The sequence below is a fragment of the Arthrobacter sp. UYCu712 genome (assembly GCF_040547005.1).
GTDB lineage: Bacteria > Actinomycetota > Actinomycetes > Actinomycetales > Micrococcaceae > Arthrobacter.
On record NZ_JBEPOZ010000007.1, the window covers coordinates 51,661 to 71,364 of the forward strand.

Sequence of the window (19,704 nt, forward strand, 5' to 3'; positions counted from 1 at the left end):
GATCCATGCCCAGAAAACCCGTCGCCCGCGAAGCCGTCCTTGACGCCTTCGAATCCCTGCTGATCGAAGAGGGTGAACGGGCGGCAACGGTGGACGCCGTGGCCCGGCTGGCCGGAGTCTCCAAAGGCGGGCTGCTCTACCATTTCCCGAACAAGGAAGCCATGGTCTCCGTGCTGCTGGAACGGCTCGACCGGCTCCTCGGCGAGGACCTCGGGAGGATGGCCGCCGCTCCGGAAGGGGCTGCCGCATACTTCATCAAATCCTCGGTCTGGGCCGACACCCCGATGGACCGCGTCTTCGTCGCAGCCACCCGGCTGGCCGAAGTGGCCCACGAGGAAACCCTGCAGCGGATAGCCGCCGCCCAGGCGGGCTGGCTGGAACTGCTCGCCGCCGACGTCGGGCCGGGCATGGCCAAGGCGGTCCTCTACATGGGCGACGGGCTCTACTTCAACGCGATGCTGGCCCGCGGGCCGGGCGGACCGCTCCCGCAGGTCGGCGGGGATGTCGCGAGCCTGCTGGCCGCCGTCGAACGGCTGCGTGGCTGAGCCGGACACCGGGCAACTCCGGTCCGCCGAGGTCGCCGGAAACGCGCGAGGTCGCCGGAATTTTCCGGCGACCTCGCAGCCTTCCCGCGATTTCGCGTCCGGCCGGGGTCCTGGCGCCGTCATGGTTTGCGGTGCGGGGCCGGGCGTAGGACAATGGAAGCTGTGACTGCGGTCACGAGCAATTGAATATGCCATTGATCTGCGGCGGGAGAGTCCTGCAAGTAGGTACAAGCAGGCGCCGTAGGAGCAAACCCTCCCCAGGAATCTCTCAGGCCCATGTACCGCCGCGGCAAGGCAACTCTGGAAAGTAGCAGGCTGTCATCTGACATGCTGAGCTCACCGACGGTGCAAGCCGAGCCATGCGAAAGCACGGGTCCGCGGAAACTCTCAGGTCCAATACAGAGCGGGGAGGAACCCGAATCAATGCGGCGTACCCTGCCGCCTTAGTTATGGAGTTCCTTGTGACTGTTACCTCAGCCTCCACGTCCTTCGTTGACCGGCACATCGGCGCCCGCCGCCAGTCCGACGTCGACGCCATGCTGAAGGCTGTCGGCTACGACACCGTCGACGCGCTCGTAGACACCGCCGTCCCGAAGGACATCCGGCAGGACTCCGACCTCGCGCTCGGCGCAGCCCTGAGCGAAGTGGAAGTCCTCGCCGAACTGCGCAGGATTGCCGGGAAGAACAAGACGGCCGTCCAGATGATCGGGCAGGGTTACTCCGACACCCTCACCCCCGCGGTCATCCGCCGCAATATCCTTGAGGCCCCGGCCTGGTACACGGCCTACACGCCGTACCAGCCAGAAATCTCGCAGGGCCGGCTTGAGGCGCTGCTGAACTTCCAGACCATGGTCCAGGACCTCGTCGGGCTCCCCATCGCCAACGCCTCGCTGCTCGACGAAGCCACCGCCGTCGCCGAGGCCGTCCTGATGATGCGCCGCGCCAACAAGAACAAGACGGCCCACGACGGCAAGACCGTGCTGGACGCCGACTGCCTCCCGCAGACCATCGCGATCGTCAAGGGCCGCGCCGAGGCGCTCGGGTTCGAGGTCGAGGTCGCCGACCTCTCCAAGGGACTGCCCGACGGCGTCATCAACGGCGTCGTCCTGCAGCAGCCCGGCGTCTCAGGCCGCGTGTTCGACCACGCCGCCGTCATCGCCGACGCCAAGGAACGCGGCGCCCTCGTCACCGTCGCCGCGGACCTGCTGTCCCTCACCCTGATCACCTCCCCGGGCGAGCAGGGCGCGGACATCGCCGTCGGCTCGGCCCAGCGCTTCGGTGTTCCGCTGTTCTTCGGCGGCCCGCACGCCGCCTACATGGCAGTCCAGAAGGGCCTGGAGCGGTCCATGCCCGGCCGCCTCGTGGGCGTGTCCAAGGACAACGCCGGCGTCCCGGCCTACCGGCTGGCGCTGCAGACCCGCGAACAGCACATCCGCCGCGAGAAGGCCACGTCCAACATCTGCACCGCGCAGGCGCTGCTGGCCATCGTCGCCTCCTTCTACGCCGTCTACCACGGCCCGGACGGCCTCAAAGCAATCGCCGAGACCACGCACGGCCACGCCCGGACCATCGCCGCCTGGCTGAAGGCCGCCGGCCTGGACGTGCTGCACACGAGCTTCTTCGACACCGTCACCGTTTCGGTCCCCGGCAAGGCGGAACAGATCGTCGCCGCCGCCGAGGCCAAGGGCATCAACCTGCGCGGCATCGACGCGGACACCGTCGGCATCTCCGCGGATGAAGCCACGACGGCGGCCATCGTCGCCGACGTCGTTGCCGCGTTCGGCGCGACCGGCACCCACGCAGCATCCGGCGATGGCTCCGCTTTCGGCCTGGATCACGCCGTCCAGCGGACCTCCGACTACCTCCAGCACCCGGTCTTCAACACCCACCGTTCCGAGACCCAGCTGCTGCGCTACATCCGCCGGCTCTCGGACCGCGACCTGGCTTTGGACCGCACCATGATCCCGCTGGGGTCCTGCACCATGAAGCTGAACGCCACGGCCGAAATGGAAGCCATCTCCTGGCCGGAGTTCGCCTCCATCCACCCCTTCGCCCCGGAATCCCAGACTGCCGGCTGGCGCGAACTGATCGAGGACCTCGAAGCCCAGCTCACCGAGATCACCGGCTACGACCAGGTCTCCATCCAGCCCAACGCCGGATCGCAGGGCGAACTCGCCGGCCTCCTGGCAATCCGCGGCTACCACCTTTCCCGCGGTGACGACCAGCGCAACGTCTGCCTGATCCCGGCCTCGGCCCACGGCACCAACGCGGCCTCCGCCGTGCTTGCCGGCATGAAGGTCGTCGTCGTGGCCACGGCCTCCGACGGCACGATCGACCACGGTGATCTCGCCGCCAAGATCGAGGCCCACAAGGACGCACTGTCCTGCATCATGATCACCTACCCGTCCACTCACGGCGTGTACGACGCCGACGTCCGCGAGGTCTGCGACGCGATCCACGAGGCCGGCGGCCAGGTCTACATCGACGGCGCCAACCTCAACGCCCTCGTCGGGCTCGCCCAGCCCGGCCTGTTCGGCGGCGACGTCTCGCACCTGAACCTGCACAAGACCTTCTGCATCCCGCACGGCGGCGGCGGCCCCGGCGTCGGCCCGGTCGCGGCCAAGGCCCACCTGGCACCGTTTATGCCCGGCAACGCCGCCGATCCGGCCAACGGCGCCGACGGCACCCCGATCTCCGCTTCCCGCTACGGTTCCGCCGGCGTGCTGCCGATCTCCTGGGCCTACGTGAAGCTCATGGGAGGCACCGGACTGACCGACGCCACCAAGTCAGCGCTGCTCGCGGCCAACTACATCGCGGCCCGCCTCAACGACTTCTTCCCGGTGCTTTACACCGGCGAAGGCGGACTCGTCGCCCACGAATGCATCCTGGACCTGCGCGAAATCACGGCCAGGACCGGCGTGACCGCCGAGGACGTGGCCAAGCGTCTGATCGACTACGGCTTCCACGCCCCCACGCTCGCGTTCCCGGTGGCCGGCACCCTGATGGTGGAGCCCACCGAGTCCGAGGACCTCGGCGAGATCGACCGGTTCATCACCGCCATGGTCTCCATCCGCGCCGAGATCGACCAGGTGGCGCACGGCGACTTCACCGTCGAGCGCAGCCCGCTGCGCAACTCCCCGCACACCGCCGCCGCCGTTATCAGCACCGACTGGGCCCGCGAATACCCGCGCGAGCAGGCCGTCTTCCCGGTCCACACGCTCCGGCAGGACAAGTACTTCCCGCCGGTCGGCCGGGTCGACGGCGCCGCCGGCGACCGGAACCTGATCTGCTCGTGCCCTCCCCTCTCCGAGTTTGAGAACTAAGGATTTCTGATGACTGAGAACTACACGGCCCTTTACGAAGAGCACAAGAAGCTCGGTGCCTCCTTCACGGACTTCGGCGGCTGGCAGATGCCCCTGAAGTACAGCTCCGAACTGGCCGAACACCACGCCGTCCGCAAGTCCGCCGGGCTGTTCGACCTCTCCCACATGGGCGAAGTCTGGGTCACCGGCCCGGACGCCGCAGCGTTCCTGGACTACGCCCTCGTCGGCAAGATCTCCGCCATGTCGATCGGCAAGGCCAAGTACTCGCTGATCTGCAACGAGGACGGCGGCATCATCGACGACCTCATCACGTACCGTCGTGGCGAGGCGAAGTTCCTGGTGGTCCCCAACGCGGGCAACGCCAAGGTCGTGGCCGCAGCACTGGCTGAAAGGGCCGGGTCCGGCAAGGAGGGAGGGTTCGACGTCACCGTCGGGGACGCCTCCGCCGGGACCTCGCTGATCGCCGTGCAGGGGCCCATGGCCCAGGAGATCCTGCTGCGCCTGGTCCCCGCCGCACAGCACGAGCTCGTCACCGGCCTGTTGTACTACGCCGCCGTGGATGTCCCGTTCATGTTCGGCGGCGCCGGCCAGGAGCTGCTGCTGGCCCGCACCGGCTACACCGGTGAGGACGGTTTTGAGATCTTCGTCGCGAACGACGCCGCCGCGGCCTTGTGGCAGGCACTCGTCGCCATCGCCGAAGAGGGCGAACTGACCGCCGCCGGGCTCGCGTCCCGCGATTCGCTCCGCCTCGAGGCCGGCATGCCGCTCTACGGCAACGAGCTCTCCCTCGAAGGCGATCCGTTCGCCGCCGGGCTGGGCCCCATCGTCGCGCTCTCCAAGGAGGGCGACTTCATCGGCAAGGCCGCACTGGCCGCCAAGAAGGAAGCCGGAGCCGGCGCCAGCACGGGCCGCAAGCTCGTCGGGCTCAAGGGCCTGGGCCGCCGGGCCGGCCGCGGCCACTACCCGGTGCTCAAGGACGGCAACGTCGTCGGCGAAGTCACCTCCGGCCAGCCCAGCCCGAGCCTCGGCTACCCGGTCGCGATGGCCTACGTCGACGTCGAGTTCACCGAACCCGGCACCACGCTGGACATTGATCTGCGCGGGAAGACGGAGCCGTTCGAAGTAGTGGCACTGCCCTTCTACAAGCGCCAAAAGTAGCCCAACCAGTACCTCAGCGGGACCGGCTGCCTCAGCGGTACCCGGCGCCGGGGCAGGCTGGCCCCAGTTTTCACGCGTGCTGCTCCTTCGTCGCTTTGACGCACGCTTTCGAAAACCGCGGCCAGCCCGCCCCTCGAGGGCGGCTCACCTTGAACCATCAAACCGCAGCAGGACCACGGGAACCGGGCGCCGTTGAAAGCCGAAGGCCCCGGAATCTGAACTGCATGATGGTGGGTTAGGGGATTCAGGAAGCGTGCGTCTGAGGGAGCGTCGCGTCCGCCCAGCGGGCGCCTTCGCGACCGAGCACGCGGAGGAATCGCCTCACCCGACACCGAACCCGACCACCGTTGCTGCGTAACCCGGCGACAATTGATTCAGCCCACGACTTTTCAAACGTAAGGAAAAACCCATGGCAAGAGTTGCCCCTGAACTGCAGTACTCCGACGAGCACGAGTGGGTTGCGCGGGAGGCCGGGAACGTTGTGTCCATCGGCATCTCTGCTGTCGCCGCCGATGCCTTGGGCGACATTGTCTATGTGGACCTGCCCGAGGTCGGCTCCGCGGTGACCGCGGGGGAGACGTGCGGTGAGGTCGAGTCCACCAAGTCCGTTTCGGACCTGTACGCCCCGGTCACCGGCGAGGTCACCGAGATCAACCCGGCGGTCGGAGACGACCCCGCGCTGATCAATAGCGACCCGTACGGTGCCGGCTGGCTCTTCAAGGTCGCCGCCGAGTCCGACGGCCCGCTGCTCTCGGCGCAGGAGTACGCGTCCAAGAACGGCGGCGAACTGTGAGCGCCGCCGCCGGCACAGGGACACTCGTTTTTGAGCAGGTAGTCTCGCCGTCCCTGGACGCCGAGCTGTCCGAGGTGGACCCGGAGATCGCCGCGAAGATCGACGACGAGCTGACCCGCCAGCGGGACGGTCTGGAGATGATCGCCTCGGAGAATCACACGGCCAGGGCCGTGATGCAGGCGCAGGGTTCGGTGCTGACGAACAAGTACGCCGAGGGTTACCCGGGCAAGCGCTACTACGGCGGCTGCGAGCACGTGGACGTGGTCGAACAGCTCGCGATCGACCGGGTCAAGGCCCTGTTCGGTGCCGGGTTCGCCAACGTCCAGCCGCACTCCGGGGCCCAGGCCAACGCCTCGGTCATGCACGCCCTGATCCGTCCGGGGGACACCATCATGGGCCTGAACCTGGCGCACGGCGGGCACCTGACGCACGGGATGAAGATCAACTTCTCCGGCCGGCTGTACAACGTGATCCCGTACCAGGTCCGCGAGGAGGACCACCGGATCGACATGGCCGAGGTGGAGCGCCTGGCCCTGGAGCACAAGCCGCAGCTCATCGTCGCCGGCTGGTCCGCGTATGCGCGGCAGTTGGACTTCGCCGAGTTCCGCCGGATCGCCGATTCCGTGGGCGCCTACCTGATGGTGGACATGGCGCACTTCGCCGGGCTGGTCGCGGCCGGGCTGCACCCCTCACCGGTGCCGCACGCCCACGTCACCACCTCCACGACGCACAAGACCCTCGCCGGTCCGCGCGGCGGCATCATCCTGACCAACGACGCCGGCATCGCCAAGAAGATCAACTCGGCTGTGTTCCCCGGCCAGCAGGGCGGCCCGCTGGAGCACGTGATCGCCGGCAAGGCCGTGGCGTTCAAGATTGCCGCCTCCCCGGAGTTCAGGGAACGCCAGGAACGTGTCCTGGCCGGCGCCAGGATCCTGGCCGAGCGCCTGGTCCAGCCGGACGTGACCGCGAAGGGGATCAATGTGATCTCCGGCGGCACCGACGTGCACCTGGTCCTGGTGGACCTGCGCGACTGCGAGCTCAACGGCCAGCAGGCCGAGGACCGCCTCGCGGACATCGACATCACCGTCAACCGCAACGCCGTGCCGTTCGATCCGCGCCCGCCGATGGTCACCTCCGGGCTCCGGATCGGCACCCCGGCGCTGGCCACCCGCGGTTTCGGCGAAGCCGCCTTCACCGAGGTCGCGGAGATCATCGCCGAGGCCCTGACCGCGGACGCCGGCGCGGACCTGTCCGGTCTCCGCGCCCGGGTGGAAGCCCTCGCCGCCGCCCACCCGCTCTACCCCTCGGTTGCGAACCTCGGCTAGAGCCCGTATTACAGATAGTAAGTAAGAAGCAGTATCGATCACGACGCCGGGCCGCCGCCATAAGCTGCCGCCCGGCGTCGTGCACCCGGCAGGACCGCCGCCCACCGGCGGCCGCACCGCCTTCCGGCAGGACCATCTGCCGGGCCACAGTTAGACCTAGTTAGGAACCGACAATGGCAGTTGGAGTCTTTGACCTTTTTTCGATCGGGATAGGACCGTCCAGTTCACACACCGTGGGCCCCATGCGGGCCGCCGCCGTGTTCGCCGAGGAACTCAAATCCCTTGGCAAGCTGGCGGACGCGGCGTCCCTGCGCGTGGACCTTTACGGGTCCCTCGCTGCCACGGGCCACGGCCACGGCACCATGACCGCCATCCTGCTCGGGCTCGAGGGCTTCCACCCCGAACTGATCCTCCCCGAGGAAGTGGAGGACCGGCTCGCCACGATCGCCGAAACCGGCACCCTCCAGCTGGCCGGATCCGTCGCCCTGCCCTACGGCGTCCAGGACATGGTCCTGCGCCCGCTGACCATCCTGCCCCGGCACACCAACGGCATGACGTTCACCGTCTCGGCTGCCGACGGCGACGTCCTGCACAGCGCCACCTTCTTCTCCGTCGGCGGCGGCTTCATCGTGCGTGAGGGTGAGGAGGACGCGGCCCAGCAGGAGCTTGAGGAGTCCAAAAAGGAGCTTCCATTCCCGTTCCGCACCGCCGCCGAACTGCTGGACCATTGCCGGAAAACCTCGCTGAGCATCAGCGAGGTAATGCGGATCAATGAGGAAGACAGCCGCACGGAAGAGGAAATCCGCGAAGGGCTCCTGCACATCTACTCGGTCATGGAGGGCTGCGTCGCGGTCAGCCTCAAGCGCGAGGGGCTGCTCCCCGGCGGGTTGAAGGTCCGCCGCCGGGCACCCGACTGGCACGAACGGCTCATGAAGGAAACCCGCGGTCAGGACCCCGACTTCCGGGACCCGAAGTACTGGCAGGAATGGGTCAACCTGATCGCGCTCGCCGTGAACGAGGAAAACGCCTCCGGCGGCCGCGTCGTCACCGCGCCCACCAATGGGGCCGCCGGGATCATTCCCGCCGTGCTCTACTACGCGCTGCACTTCGCCCCGGGCATGGACAAGGCCACCCAGGCCGACCGCGACGAGACGATCGTCAAGTTCCTGCTGACCGCCGCCGCCATCGGGGTGCTCTACAAGGAGCAGGCCTCAATCTCCGGCGCCGAGGTGGGCTGCCAGGGCGAGGTGGGCTCGGCGTCGTCGATGGCCGCCGCCGGCCTGGCCGAGGTCATGGGCGGCACGCCCGGACAGGTGGAAAATGCCGCGGAAATCGCGATGGAACACAACCTGGGCCTGACGTGCGATCCCATCGGCGGACTTGTGCAGATCCCCTGCATCGAACGCAATGCCATTGCCGCGGCCAAGGCCATCAACGCGGCCAAGATGGCGCTCTGGGGCGACGGTACGCACCGGGTGTCCCTCGATGAGGTCATCGTCACCATGCGGGAGACCGGCAGGGACATGAGCTCCAAATACAAGGAAACGGCCATGGGCGGCCTCGCCGTCAACGTCGTGGAGTGCTGAAGCCTCAGTTGTGCAGCGCCGCCCACAGGTTCAGTGACGCGGCGAAGACGATCCACGACAGGTAGGGCAGCATCAGGAGCCCGGCCGCCCGGCTGATCGGGCCGAAGCGGAGCACGGTAACGGATACGGCCACCGCCAGGGCCACGATGATGCCGAAGCCGATCCACAGCGCCGGGGTGCCCAGTGCGGGGTGCAGGCCGAAGAACACCGGCGTCCACAGCAGGTTCAGGGCGAGCTGCACCCCGTAGGCCGTCAGGGCTGCCCGTGAGCCCTCGGCGCGGCGGCGCCAGACGAGCCAGGCCGCGACCGCCATCGCAAGGTAGAGCGCCGTCCAGACCGGTCCGAAGACCCAGTTCGGCGGCGTCCACGGCGCCTTGTCCGCGGTGGCGTACCAGCCTGTGACGTTGCTCGCGGTGGCGAGACCGCCGAGGCCGGCCACGAGGGCGGAGGCGCCAAGAAACACCAGCAGTCCGAGCAGCTGGGCCCTCATCGCGCGCCGTGCGTCCGGCTGTCCCCGGCGGACGGATCCCTCGGCTAATGATTGCTGATCAGGCGGCATGCTTCCAGCGTAACGGCTGCCTTCCGGACGGGAGCATGGGGCCGGGCGGATAGACTTGAGCCTGCATGTCTGCATGCCGCCGAAGCTCGAACCGCAATGATTGGATACCGCACCCTTGCGTGAATTCACAGCCCGCTTTGCCTCTGCCGAAGAGATCGCCAACTGGGATGCCCACGTCACTGCGAACCCCAATGGCGGCAACCTCCTGCAGTCGGAAGCGTTTGCAGAGGTCAAGCAGCACTTCGGCTGGAAGCCCCTCCACCTCGTGTACGAGACGGCCGACTACACGAGCTACAACCTCGTCCTGGAGAAGGCGTTCCCTTTCCTGGGCAAGCTCTGGTACCTGATCAAGGGTCCGGATGTGGCCGCCGTCGAGGACATCCGCGGGATCGCCGCAGCCAACGCGGACCTCGTAAAGCGGGCCCGGCTGGGTGTCTTCGCTATCAAGATCGAACCGGACATTGTGCTGAGCGATGACGCCCGGCGCGTCCTGGAAGGGGCCGGGCTGGTCAAGACCCACAACCTGCAGCCCAATGACTCGACGGCACTGCTGGACATCTCCCCGGAGGACAACCAGCTGCTGCGCAACCTCCACTCCCGCGGCCGCAATGCCGTCCGCCGAGCCATCCGCGAAGGCGTCGAAGTCAGCAACGCGGAACCCACCGAAGAGAACTTCCGCGCCATGTATGCGCTGATGACCACCACCGTGGAGGCCAAATCCCAGGTCCGGGTCCGCGAGTACGAGTACTACCGCCAGTTCTGGACCAACTTCCTCGACCGGGGGCAGGGCCGGCTGCTGTTCGTCCACGAAAACGGCGTGCCGTCCGTGGGGGCCTTCGTCATCAACTACGGCCGCAAGGGCACGTACAAGGATGGCGGCTCCTTGCAGAAACGCAGCCAGTACGGCGATTCCCACCTCGTCCAGTGGACCGCCATCAACCAGCTCAAGGAACTGGGCTGCACCGAGTACGATTTCTGCGGCACGCCCCCGAGCGACCAGCTGAAGGACACCGCCAACCCGTTCCATGGCCTGGGCCTGTTCAAGACCAGCTTCAGCAAGACCGTCACGGACTTCGTCGGCTGCTACGACCAGGTGCTGAGCCCGCTGAAGTACAAGACCTGGATGGCCGCGGGGGAGCGGCTGGCCCGCCAGGTCTACACCCGCCGCACAGGCCAACAGTTCTACTGAACCGGCTGAACACAGGATATTGAGGAGGCCGGAATGACCAAGGAACCCGACCGCAGCCGGAGGCCGCACACGGACGGCCTGCCCCGGACGGAGCCGATGTCGCCCATGGAAGTGCGCCAGAACGCGGCCGCGAAGCGGATGCTGCGCAGGCTGGTACAGGGCGAGAACCCGCCCACAGCCCCCATGAGCATCGTGGACCGGCTGGCCGGCAGCCCCTATGCGAACCCGATGATCCAGGTGGGCGGCGTAGACACCTCGGCCCGCAAGACGATCGACTTCGCGCTGCATCTGGCGGAGTCGATGTTCCGGTACGGCGCCGGAGCCCTCGAAGTCGAGACCAGCATCATCGCCATCACGGCGGCCCTGGGACTCAAGAACATCGAAGTGGACATCACCAACCAGTCGGTGGCCATCAACTATGCGCCCAAGGACCAGACGCCCATCACCCTCCTGCGTGTCGTGCGGTCCTGGACCAACAACTACGCGGGCCTGGCCAAGGTCCACCAGCTGGTCACGGACATCGTCGCCGGCGGGGTGGGACGCGAGGAGGCTGTGCGCCGGCTCGACGAAATCACCCACAGTTCCAAGCCCTTCCCGCGCTGGATGGTCACGGTGGCGTTCGGCGTGTTCTCCGCCGTCTTCGTCGGTGTGCTCGGCGGCGACCCCGCAGCCTCAGCCGTCGCCTTCCTCTCCAACCTGCTGGTCAGCCTGCTGGCCCGGAAGCTGGCGCGCTGGCGCACCCCGGACTTCTTCGTCACCGCCTCGTGTTCCTTCCTGGTCACCTTCATCGCCCTGCTCTTATGGCGTTTCGGCGGCCTGGTAGGAGTCCAGATCCCGCCGGCCATCGTGGTGGTCGGCGGCATCCTGCTGCTGCTGCCGACCGGACGGCTCGTCTCATCGGTGCAGGATGCGATCAACGGCTTCCCGGTCACGGCGGCCGGACGTTTCCTCTCCACCATGCTGACCTTCGGCGCGCTCGTCACCGGAATCGCCGTCGGCTTCGTGGTCGGGGACATGACCGGCATGGAATCGATCGACGTCACCGAAACATTCCCTGCGGCGTATCCGTGGTGGGCCGTGGGCATCATGATTGCCATCGCCGTCGTCGCGATCGGGATCACCGAACAGACCAGCTGGGCGCTCCTGCTCCCCACCGCTGCCGTGGGCGTCATCGGCTATCTGGTCCTCATCGGCGGTGACGCCCTGGGCATCGGGCCGCGGTTCGCACCGGCCCTGGCCGCCGTCGTGATCGGTCTGCTGGCCCGTGTCGTCGCCCTGCGGATGGGCGCACCGCAGCTGGTGGTCGCTGTTCCGGCGGCCCTGATCCTGCTGCCCGGACTCACTATATTCCGGTCGATGTATGTATTGACGATCGAGGAATCCGAGATCCTCATGGGTGCGGGCGGGATGCTCAACGCCGGCGCCATTGTGTTGGGCGTCGCGGCAGGCATCGTGCTCGGGGACACCCTCGCCCGGCCGCTGACGAGGAGCCTGGCCAGCAACGAACGACGGCGGGCGCGGCGCCGGTAGCGCCGGCCCCGCCGCCGGGGCATGGGTTGGATCTAGCGGATAGACCGTGCTGGTGGATCTTCCGGTTCAGATCTTGCCTATCGGCAATTTCTTCTCCGCCTGGAAGTCGTCCTCCACCCGGCCCCTGGCCCAGTAGCCGGAGAGCGAAACCTGCCCGCGGTCAAGGCCGCGGTGGGCGTAAAAGATCTCCCGCAGGCTCTTCATGTAGCCGCGCTCACCGTGGGCGAAGACCTGGACCCGGCCCTCGGGCCATTCGGCGTCCCGCACGGCGTTGACCAGCATGTCGCTGTCACCGGCGGGGACACCGCCGCGCAGGAGCCACCGCAGCTCCACGCCGGCCGGCGCGGCGACCGGCTGGATGTCGGCGTCGCTGTCCACCTCCAGGAACGCGAGGCCGCGGGCGTGCTGCGGCAGGGATTCAATCGCGGCGCTGATCGCCGGGAGGGCGGACTCGTCGCCGGCGAAGAGGTGCCAGTCCGCCGCCGGGTCGGGGTTGTAGCCGCCGCCCGGGCCGGTGAACACGATGCTGTCGCCGGGCCGTGCCGACGCCGCCCAGGGTCCGGCGAGTCCTTCGTCGCCGTGGATCACGAAGTCGATGGCAAGCTCCCCGGCCGGCACATCCACCCAGCGGACCGTGTAGGTCCGGGTGTGCGGCCACTGTTCCCGCGGCATGGTTTCCCGGACGGTCCACAGGTCCAGGGGTTCCGGGTAGTCGACCCCGGGCTGCGGGAACGCGATCTTGACGTAGCGGTCCACGAAGTCGTTGTTGACGTAGCTGTCAAAGCCTGGGCCGCCAGCGACGATGCGTACCATGTGCGGGGAGAGTTGCTCGCGGCGCAGTACGGTGAGGGCGGTCTGTGGTCGTGATTTGCGGCTGGCCGAGGTGGTGGCGGGGATCGAGGTCATGAGGCTAAGCCTAGCCAAGAAGCCTGATCTGCAGCCGGGCACGAAGCCCGGTTACGGGAGTGGGGGCAGCTCCCAGTCCACCGTGCCGTTGCCCTGCGCCTGGAGCAAGGCGTTGGCCTGGCTGAAAGGGCGCGAGCCGAAGAAACCCCGCGAGGCCGACAGCGGGCTGGGGTGCGCACTGGCGATCACCGGCGCCGTCCCCAGCAGCGCACGGACGGACCAGGCGTCCCGGCCCCAAAGGATGGCGACGAAGGGTGTCGGGCCGCCGTCCGCGGTGCGGCGGTCCGCGACGGCGCTGATGGCAGCGGCCGTGATCGCTTCCCAGCCTCTGTTGCGGTGCGATCTGGCCGCCCCGGACCGGACGCTCATGACCCGGTTCAGTAGCAGGACACCCTGCTCCGCCCAACGGCCCAGATCCCCATGGATCCGCGGCGCAAGGCCCAGATCGGCATCGAGCTCCTTGTAGATGTTGGCCAGGCTGCGCGGGATGGGCCGGGTGCGGCCGTCCACAGCGAAAGACAGGCCCACAGCGTGGCCCGGCGTCGGGTACGGGTCCTGCCCCACGATCAGGACCCGGACGCCCGCCAGCGGCTGCCGGAAGGCCCGCAGCAGGTACGACGGCGGCGGCAGGACCTCGTGTCCGTCCGCGGCTTCCGCCGCGAGAAAGGCCAGCACCTCCCGCAACGCATCCTCGACCGGGGCCAGCGCCTCGGCCCAGTCGGGGGCCACCAGTTCCGTCAGGGGCAGCCGGGCCAGCTGGGCGAAGCCGACGGTCTCCGCGGCTCGCGGTTCCAGCTCGAAGAGCGCGTCGGATTCGGGGGAGCCGGGCTGGAGCGGATCGGATTCAGGCACAGGCCCCATTCTTGCAGGGCGTCAAATGACAACCCTGTTATTCGCCCGTAGCATGGGGACTGACCTTTGTCGGATCCAGCCAGGGAGTGTGTCGTGGCCGAAGCAGCGCAAGAGCACCTTTCGACGGCGGAGTCCGTTGCCGCGGACATCCGCGACGAGTCGCCGCTGGGCAGCCGCGACCAGCAGATGCTGGCCCTGGAACGGCAGTGGTGGAAGTATGCCGGGGCCAAGGAACAAGCCATCCGCGAGCTCTTCGATCTCTCCGCGACGCACTACTACCAGATTCTCAATGCGCTCATCGATACCGAGGATGCGCTGGCCCACGATCCCATGCTGGTGAAGAGATTGCGTAGACTACGTACGTCACGCCAACGTGCCCGCACTGCCCGCCGCTTGGGCTCAGACGCGTAAAGCACGGCCGGATGCGCAGATATCCTGCGTGGAAAAGGCCCTGGCAACTCGTAAGAAATCAGCAAGGACGTCGTTTTTACCATGACCAAGTACGCACGGGATGAATTTGACCGGGTCCCGGAGACCTCCACCCGGCAGGGTGTCCACCGTGCCGCCGCTGAATCCCGGCGCCGCCGCCTGGGCCCGGTCCTGGCCGTCGGCACCGTGGCGCTGGTCATCGGCCTCGTGGCCTACCTGATCCTGCCGAAGCTGGGCTTCAATTCCGCCGGAAACACCGCAGCGGTAACCGCGGAACAGCCGGCCAACAGTGCCACCGCCTCACCCGCCCCCACTGACTCCAGCCCGGCTCCGAGCGAGACACCCTCCGGCGCCGGCACACCGTCCGGTACGCCCTCACCCACAGCCGCGCCGGAGAGCGCCGGCCTGGACAAGACGCAGCCGGTGGCGGTCTACAACGCCACGGGCACCCCCGGACTGGCGAGCCGCGTCGGTGCAACGGTCGCGTCCGACGGCTGGACCCTGGGCCCGCTGGGGAACTGGGGCGGCGTACGGCAGCAGAGCTCCGTCGTCTTCTACGACGGCGCGGCGCAGAAGGCCAACGCCGAGGCCCTGGCCGCGCTCCTGGGCATCCAGACCGTTGTCGACTCGGCCGAGTTCAAGATGCCGCTCGTCGTCGTCCTGGCGCCGGGCTTCCAGTAGCCGGTTTCGGTTACGCCTGAATAACTATTAGCCGGCCACGCGGCCCCCGGCCTGCACTCGCGCGCGCTGCCGCAGGTACAGTAATTTGCGGACTTCGTTTCGCATTCCGCGGCACACATCGTGGTGCGCCGCCCGCAAGCTAGCTGAAAGTGTGGACTCCATGGCACTGGGAACCGTCAAATGGTTCAACGCCGAAAAAGGCTACGGCTTCATCACCGTGGACGATTCCGGGGACGACGTCTTCGTGCACTGGTCGGCCATCGTCGGGGAGGGCTACCGCGCCCTCGACGAGGGCCAGCGCGTGGAACTGGAAGTAGGCGAGGGCGAAAAAGGCCCGCAGGCCGAAAGTGTCCGGCCGGCCTAGTGGCATTCTCCGCTGCAGCGCACGCCAGTCAGGAGGCTGCCGGTCACACCCCCGCCCGACGCCGGAAGGCTGGCCTGCGGCCCGGCCGCTCCGTGGCCGTGGGCGCGGCTGCGGTCCTGGCCTTGTCCGGCTGCCTGGGTCCCGCTGGCGCCGCCCGGGTGCAGAGCGCGGACGCCAGCGGCGACGGGACGCTGAAAATCGGCCTCATCCTGGACAACACCGGCAAGCAGGACTTCCTCAACGCGTCCCAGCTGGCGGCGGCGAAACTTGCCGTCAAGGAAATCAACGCCGCGGGCGGGCACAAAGGCAAACCGGTCGAGCTGCTGCCGGAGACCATCAGCGAAGACACTGCCGGCCAGGCCAGGGAGCTTGCGGCCGCCAAAGCCGACGCCGTGATCGGGCCCACCGACTCAAGCCGCGCACCCGGTGCCATCGACGTGCTGGCGAACGCCAAAATTGCCCTGATCTCCCCGGCAAACTCCGCCAGCGGCCTGAGCTCCTACAAGAGCGGCGGCTACTACTTCCGCACGTCCGCCGCGGACGTCGCGCAGGCCTCGGTCCTCGTCAAGCTCGCCAGGGACGGCGGCGCCAAAACGCTGGCCGTCGTGTACGAGGAAGGCCGCTACGGCAAAGACCTCTCCACCGCCGTCGGCGCCGCGGCCAAGCAGGCAGGCCTGGGGCCCGTGGCCGTCGCGGCGTTCAAGCCGGGCCAGGCGCAGCAGGCGGCCGCGGCCGCCAACGCGGCGGCTCCCGACGCCGTCGTCCTCGTCGCCCGGAACGGGGCGCAGGGCGCCATCGCCGAGCTGAACAACGCGGGCGTTGCAGGACCCAAGCTCATCCTCAGCGACGGCGCCGTCAGCCAGTACGGCTCCGGCCTCGGCTCCCGCGCCCTCGACGGGGCGCGCGGCCTCCTTCCCGGAACCTTTCCGTCAGCCCACTTCCAGGCCGAGCTGGTATCCGTCGATCCGGCCCTGAAGGACATGACCTTTGCCGCGGAAACCTATGACGCGGTCAACCTCGCGGCCATCGCGGCAGCTGCTGCCGAGGACGACGCCGGCACTTCCATCGCGGCCCGGCTGATTTCCGTTTCGGGCGGCAACCCGCAGACCGCCGACGGGTCCCAGCCCTCCGGCGGGTCCACGGCGTGTACGTCCTACCAGAAGTGCGTCGACGTCCTGCGTGCAGGCAACCGCCCCGACTACGACGGCGAATCCGGTCCGATCAACTTCGATGCCAATGGCGACGTCACGGCGGCCAACTACACGGTGTTCGGCTACGGCGCGGATAACAAAGCCACAATGAGCGGAAGCGAAACGGCCCGCAGCGGCGGCAGCTGATCGCTCGTAGCGTATTGTGCCGCGGCACAAGCCGGGCAGAGAACCGATCCGGGCCCGGACGGGAGACTCACTGGTTGCACTCTCCACGGGGGAGTGCTAATTATTGACTTAGCACTCCCGCGTATTGACTGCTAAAACGACGCCCGGTTCGCCCGGTCGCGAAGTCAGGCAGTTGGACCGGGAGCGAGAGAAATACCTGGCTGGGTGAGATCCCGGACCCAGCGGCGTACAGAGGCCGCCGGGGAAGGATCGTCCGTCGCGGGCACCGGAGCCAGGTTCATTCTTAACGACTGTCCCGAAAGGACTACTGCCGTTATGGCCAAGATCATTGCATTTGATGAAGAGGCACGCCGCGGTCTTGAGCGGGGCCTGAACATCCTCGCCGACGCCGTCAAGGTCACCCTCGGCCCGCGTGGACGCAACGTCGTCCTCGAAAAGAAGTGGGGCGCCCCCACGATCACCAACGATGGTGTTTCCATCGCCAAGGAGATCGAACTGGACGACCCGTACGAGAAGATCGGCGCCGAGCTGGTCAAGGAAGTTGCCAAGAAGACGGACGACGTCGCTGGCGACGGAACCACCACCGCAACCGTGCTGGCACAGGCCCTGGTCAAGGAAGGCCTGCGCAACGTCGCGGCCGGCGCTGATCCCCTGTCGCTCAAGCGCGGCATCGAGAAGGCTGTCGAAGCCGTCACCCGCGAACTCCTGGCTTCCGCCAAGGAAATCGAAACCAAGGAAGAGATCGCCGCTACCGCGTCCATCTCCGCCGGTGACAACGAAATTGGCGCCCTGATTGCCGAAGCCCTGGATAAGGTCGGCAAGGAAGGCGTCATCACCGTCGAGGAGTCGAACACCTTCGGCCTCGAGCTCGAGCTCACCGAAGGCATGCGCTTTGACAAGGGCTACATCTCGGCCTACTTCGTCACCGACGCCGAGCGCCAGGAAACGGTCCTTGAGGATCCGTACATCCTGATCGTCAACTCCAAGATCTCCAACGTCAAGGAACTGGTTGCTGTCCTCGAAAAGGTCATGCAGTCCTCCAAGCCGCTGCTGATCATTGCCGAAGACATCGAGGGCGAGGCCCTGGCCACCCTGATCGTCAACAAGATCCGTGGCACCTTCAAGTCTGTCGCCGTTAAAGCGCCGGGCTTCGGCGACCGCCGCAAGGCGCAGCTCGCGGACATCGCCATCCTCACCGGTGGCCAGGTCATCTCCGAGGAAGTCGGCCTCAAGCTTGAGACCGCCGGCCTCGAACTCCTTGGCCACGCCCGCAAGGTCGTTGTCACCAAGGACGAGACCACCATCGTCGAGGGTGCTGGCGACGCTGACCAGATCGCCGGCCGCGTTTCGCAGATCCGCGCCGAGATCGAGAACTCCGATTCCGACTACGACCGCGAGAAGCTGCAGGAGCGCCTGGCCAAGCTGGCCGGCGGCGTTGCAGTCATCAAGGCCGGTGCCGCAACCGAGGTTGAGCTCAAGGAACGCAAGCACCGCATTGAGGACGCAGTCCGCAACGCAAAGGCTGCTGTCGAAGAGGGGATCGTCGCCGGCGGTGGCGTTGCCCTGATCCAGGCCGGTGCCAAGGCATTCGCCAACCTGCAGCTCGAAGGCGACGAAGCAACCGGTGCGAACATCGTCCGCGTTGCCATCGATGCCCCGCTGAAGCAGATCGCCTTCAACGCCGGCCTCGAGCCGGGCGTTGTTGTGGACAAGGTCCGCGGCCTGCCCGCAGGCCACGGCCTGAACGCTGCAACCGGCGAGTACGTCGACCTGCTGGCCGCCGGCATCAACGACCCGGTCAAGGTCACCCGCTCTGCCCTGCAGAACGCGGCTTCCATTGCCGGCCTGTTCCTCACCACCGAGGCCGTTGTGGCCGACAAGCCGGAGAAGAACGCCCCGGCCATGGGCGGCGACGACATGGGCGGCATGGGCGGCATGGGCGGTTTCTAACCACTCGTCCGGCCCGCTGAGCCAATCAGCGCTGAACGAATAGTTCAACGACGGCGGTTCCACCTCAGGGTGGGGCCGCCGTCGGCGTTAACCTGCAGGCCCGGGTGCCCGCCCCGGCGGCGGTGGATCCCGCCGGACGATGCCGGGGGCGTGGATGCCGGCGGCTGGTCTGGCAGGATGGTGCAGTGACGATTACAGCAGCAGCCGATGGTTCGGCTTTAGGAAATCCCGGTCCGGCCGGATGGGCCTGGTACGTGAACGACGACTGCTGGCGGGCCGGCGGATGGCCGCACGGCACCAACAACATGGGCGAGCTCATGGCGGTCCTGGACCTGTTCCGCTCCACGGCCCACCTCGCCGGCGAGGATCTGCACATCCTTTGCGACAGCCAGTACGTCATCAACTCCGTGACGAAGTGGATGCCCGGCTGGAAGCGGAAGGGCTGGCGCAAGTCCGACGGCAAGCCGGTAATGAACGTGGAGCTCCTCAAGGACATCGACCAGGCCCTCGTGGGCCGCAAGTACACCTTCGAATGGGTGCGCGGACACGCCGGGCACGAGCTGAACGAGGCCGCGGACGACAGGGCCCGGGCCGCAGCCACGGCCTACCAGCAGGGCGTGGCCGTCCGGCAGGGCCCCGGATTCGGCCAGGACGCGGAGGCGGCCGCTCCCGCTGCCCGGCGGGACGCCGAGGCCGTCCGGCAGGCTCCTGCCGCCGCACCGCTGCTGGCAGGCCAGCAGGAACTGTTCGGCGCACCGTCGTCGTTTGATGAACCCGACCTTTTCAGCGAGCTCGATGAGGACGCCGCACCCGCCCCAGGCACGGACGCCAGCCCGGAAACAATTGTCGAAGCGCTCGAGCGCGAACTCCTCCTGCCGGAAACCCGGGCCGACATGGGGCGAACCGGCGTGCTGCTGCACCCGGATTTCACCGAAATCGGAAGTTCCGGCCGGATCTGGACCCGGGACGCCATCATGATGACCCTCGAAGACCAGCCGGGAGCCACCACCGAGCTGGAACTGCTGGGCGCGGACCGGCTGGGCGAGGACACGGTGCTGCTGACCTACCGCAGCTACGCCCGCGCAGGAACCACCCTGCGCAGCTCCCTGTGGGTCCACGACGGCGCGCAGTGGCGGCTCCGCTTCCACCAGGGCACCCCGGAGGCCTGAGGCCGCCA

Annotated in this window: 17 protein-coding genes and 2 riboswitches; of the genes, 14 read left to right on the forward strand and 3 right to left on the reverse strand. The window is 67.7% G+C overall.

Going from position 1 to position 19,704, the window contains the following annotated elements; all coding sequences use genetic code 11:
• Positions 1-5 precede the first annotated feature (5 nt).
• From ABIB51_RS09100 to ABIB51_RS09125, 6 genes are all read left to right on the forward strand, one after another.
• Entirely contained in the window at positions 6-545 is a 540-nt protein-coding gene (locus ABIB51_RS09100) for a TetR/AcrR family transcriptional regulator (RefSeq protein ID WP_354187623.1), read from the forward strand.
• Positions 546-740: 195 nt separating this feature from the next.
• Positions 741-839: riboswitch (glycine riboswitch) on the forward strand.
• 1 nt (position 840) lies between these two features.
• A riboswitch (glycine riboswitch) is annotated at positions 841-957 on the forward strand.
• Positions 958-1,006: 49 nt separating this feature from the next.
• Positions 1,007-3,868, forward strand: a complete 2,862-nt coding sequence (gcvP, locus tag ABIB51_RS09105; protein WP_354187624.1) for an aminomethyl-transferring glycine dehydrogenase — start codon at positions 1,007-1,009, stop codon at positions 3,866-3,868.
• A 9-nt stretch (positions 3,869-3,877) separates the two neighbouring features.
• Complete coding sequence (gene gcvT / locus ABIB51_RS09110) at positions 3,878-5,026, forward strand: glycine cleavage system aminomethyltransferase GcvT (RefSeq protein ID WP_354187625.1); 1,149 nt, start codon at positions 3,878-3,880, stop codon at positions 5,024-5,026.
• A 409-nt stretch (positions 5,027-5,435) separates the two neighbouring features.
• A complete protein-coding gene (gcvH, locus tag ABIB51_RS09115) occupies positions 5,436-5,819 on the forward strand; it encodes a glycine cleavage system protein GcvH (protein ID WP_354187626.1) in 384 nt (127 codons plus the stop codon).
• Positions 5,816-7,144 (forward strand): serine hydroxymethyltransferase, encoded by a 1,329-nt coding sequence (glyA, locus tag ABIB51_RS09120; RefSeq protein WP_354187627.1) that lies wholly within the window; start codon positions 5,816-5,818, stop codon positions 7,142-7,144. Before gcvH ends, glyA begins: the two co-directional genes overlap by 4 nt.
• A gap of 173 nt (positions 7,145-7,317) precedes the next feature.
• Positions 7,318-8,730, forward strand: coding sequence for an L-serine ammonia-lyase (locus ABIB51_RS09125; protein WP_354187628.1), 1,413 nt, complete (start codon positions 7,318-7,320; stop codon positions 8,728-8,730).
• A 4-nt stretch (positions 8,731-8,734) separates the two neighbouring features.
• Here ABIB51_RS09125 and ABIB51_RS09130 read toward each other — a convergent pair whose 3' ends face one another.
• On the reverse strand, positions 8,735-9,289 hold the full coding sequence (locus ABIB51_RS09130; protein WP_502916098.1) for a TspO/MBR family protein: 555 nt from the start codon (positions 9,287-9,289) through the stop codon (positions 8,735-8,737).
• A gap of 115 nt (positions 9,290-9,404) precedes the next feature.
• On the opposite strand from ABIB51_RS09130, the gene ABIB51_RS09135 reads away from it, so the two are divergent.
• Together ABIB51_RS09135 and ABIB51_RS09140 are read left to right on the forward strand one after the other, a co-directional pair.
• A complete protein-coding gene (locus tag ABIB51_RS09135; RefSeq protein ID WP_354187629.1) occupies positions 9,405-10,478 on the forward strand; it encodes a lipid II:glycine glycyltransferase FemX in 1,074 nt (357 codons plus the stop codon).
• Between the two features lie 33 nt (positions 10,479-10,511).
• The gene (locus ABIB51_RS09140; protein ID WP_354187630.1) at positions 10,512-12,008 is read left to right on the forward strand and encodes a threonine/serine exporter family protein; all 1,497 of its coding nucleotides are present in this window, start codon (positions 10,512-10,514) and stop codon (positions 12,006-12,008) included.
• A gap of 66 nt (positions 12,009-12,074) precedes the next feature.
• On the opposite strand, the gene ABIB51_RS09145 is transcribed toward ABIB51_RS09140, so the two are convergent.
• Both ABIB51_RS09145 and ABIB51_RS09150 read right to left on the reverse strand, forming a co-directional pair.
• Positions 12,075-12,914, reverse strand: a complete 840-nt coding sequence (locus tag ABIB51_RS09145) for a siderophore-interacting protein (protein ID WP_354187631.1) — start codon at positions 12,912-12,914, stop codon at positions 12,075-12,077.
• A 51-nt stretch (positions 12,915-12,965) separates the two neighbouring features.
• A complete protein-coding gene (locus ABIB51_RS09150) occupies positions 12,966-13,766 on the reverse strand; it encodes a uracil-DNA glycosylase (RefSeq protein ID WP_354187632.1) in 801 nt (266 codons plus the stop codon).
• Positions 13,767-13,859: 93 nt separating this feature from the next.
• On the opposite strand from ABIB51_RS09150, the gene ABIB51_RS09155 reads away from it, so the two are divergent.
• The 6 genes from ABIB51_RS09155 to ABIB51_RS09180 all read left to right on the forward strand — a co-directional run bounded on the left by ABIB51_RS09155 (position 13,860) and on the right by ABIB51_RS09180 (position 19,696).
• Positions 13,860-14,177, forward strand: a complete 318-nt coding sequence (locus ABIB51_RS09155) for a DUF3263 domain-containing protein (RefSeq protein ID WP_502916099.1) — start codon at positions 13,860-13,862, stop codon at positions 14,175-14,177.
• A gap of 81 nt (positions 14,178-14,258) precedes the next feature.
• Positions 14,259-14,876 (forward strand): LytR C-terminal domain-containing protein, encoded by a 618-nt coding sequence (locus ABIB51_RS09160; protein WP_354187633.1) that lies wholly within the window; start codon positions 14,259-14,261, stop codon positions 14,874-14,876.
• 160 nt (positions 14,877-15,036) lie between these two features.
• The gene (locus ABIB51_RS09165; protein WP_264356172.1) at positions 15,037-15,240 is read left to right on the forward strand and encodes a cold-shock protein; all 204 of its coding nucleotides are present in this window, start codon (positions 15,037-15,039) and stop codon (positions 15,238-15,240) included.
• Positions 15,241-15,314: 74 nt separating this feature from the next.
• Positions 15,315-16,577 (forward strand): ABC transporter substrate-binding protein, encoded by a 1,263-nt coding sequence (locus ABIB51_RS09170; protein ID WP_502916101.1) that lies wholly within the window; start codon positions 15,315-15,317, stop codon positions 16,575-16,577.
• A gap of 315 nt (positions 16,578-16,892) precedes the next feature.
• Complete coding sequence (groL, locus tag ABIB51_RS09175; RefSeq protein ID WP_354187634.1) at positions 16,893-18,527, forward strand: chaperonin GroEL; 1,635 nt, start codon at positions 16,893-16,895, stop codon at positions 18,525-18,527.
• Between the two features lie 185 nt (positions 18,528-18,712).
• Positions 18,713-19,696, forward strand: coding sequence for an RNase H family protein (locus tag ABIB51_RS09180; protein ID WP_354187635.1), 984 nt, complete (start codon positions 18,713-18,715; stop codon positions 19,694-19,696).
• Positions 19,697-19,704 lie beyond the last annotated feature (8 nt).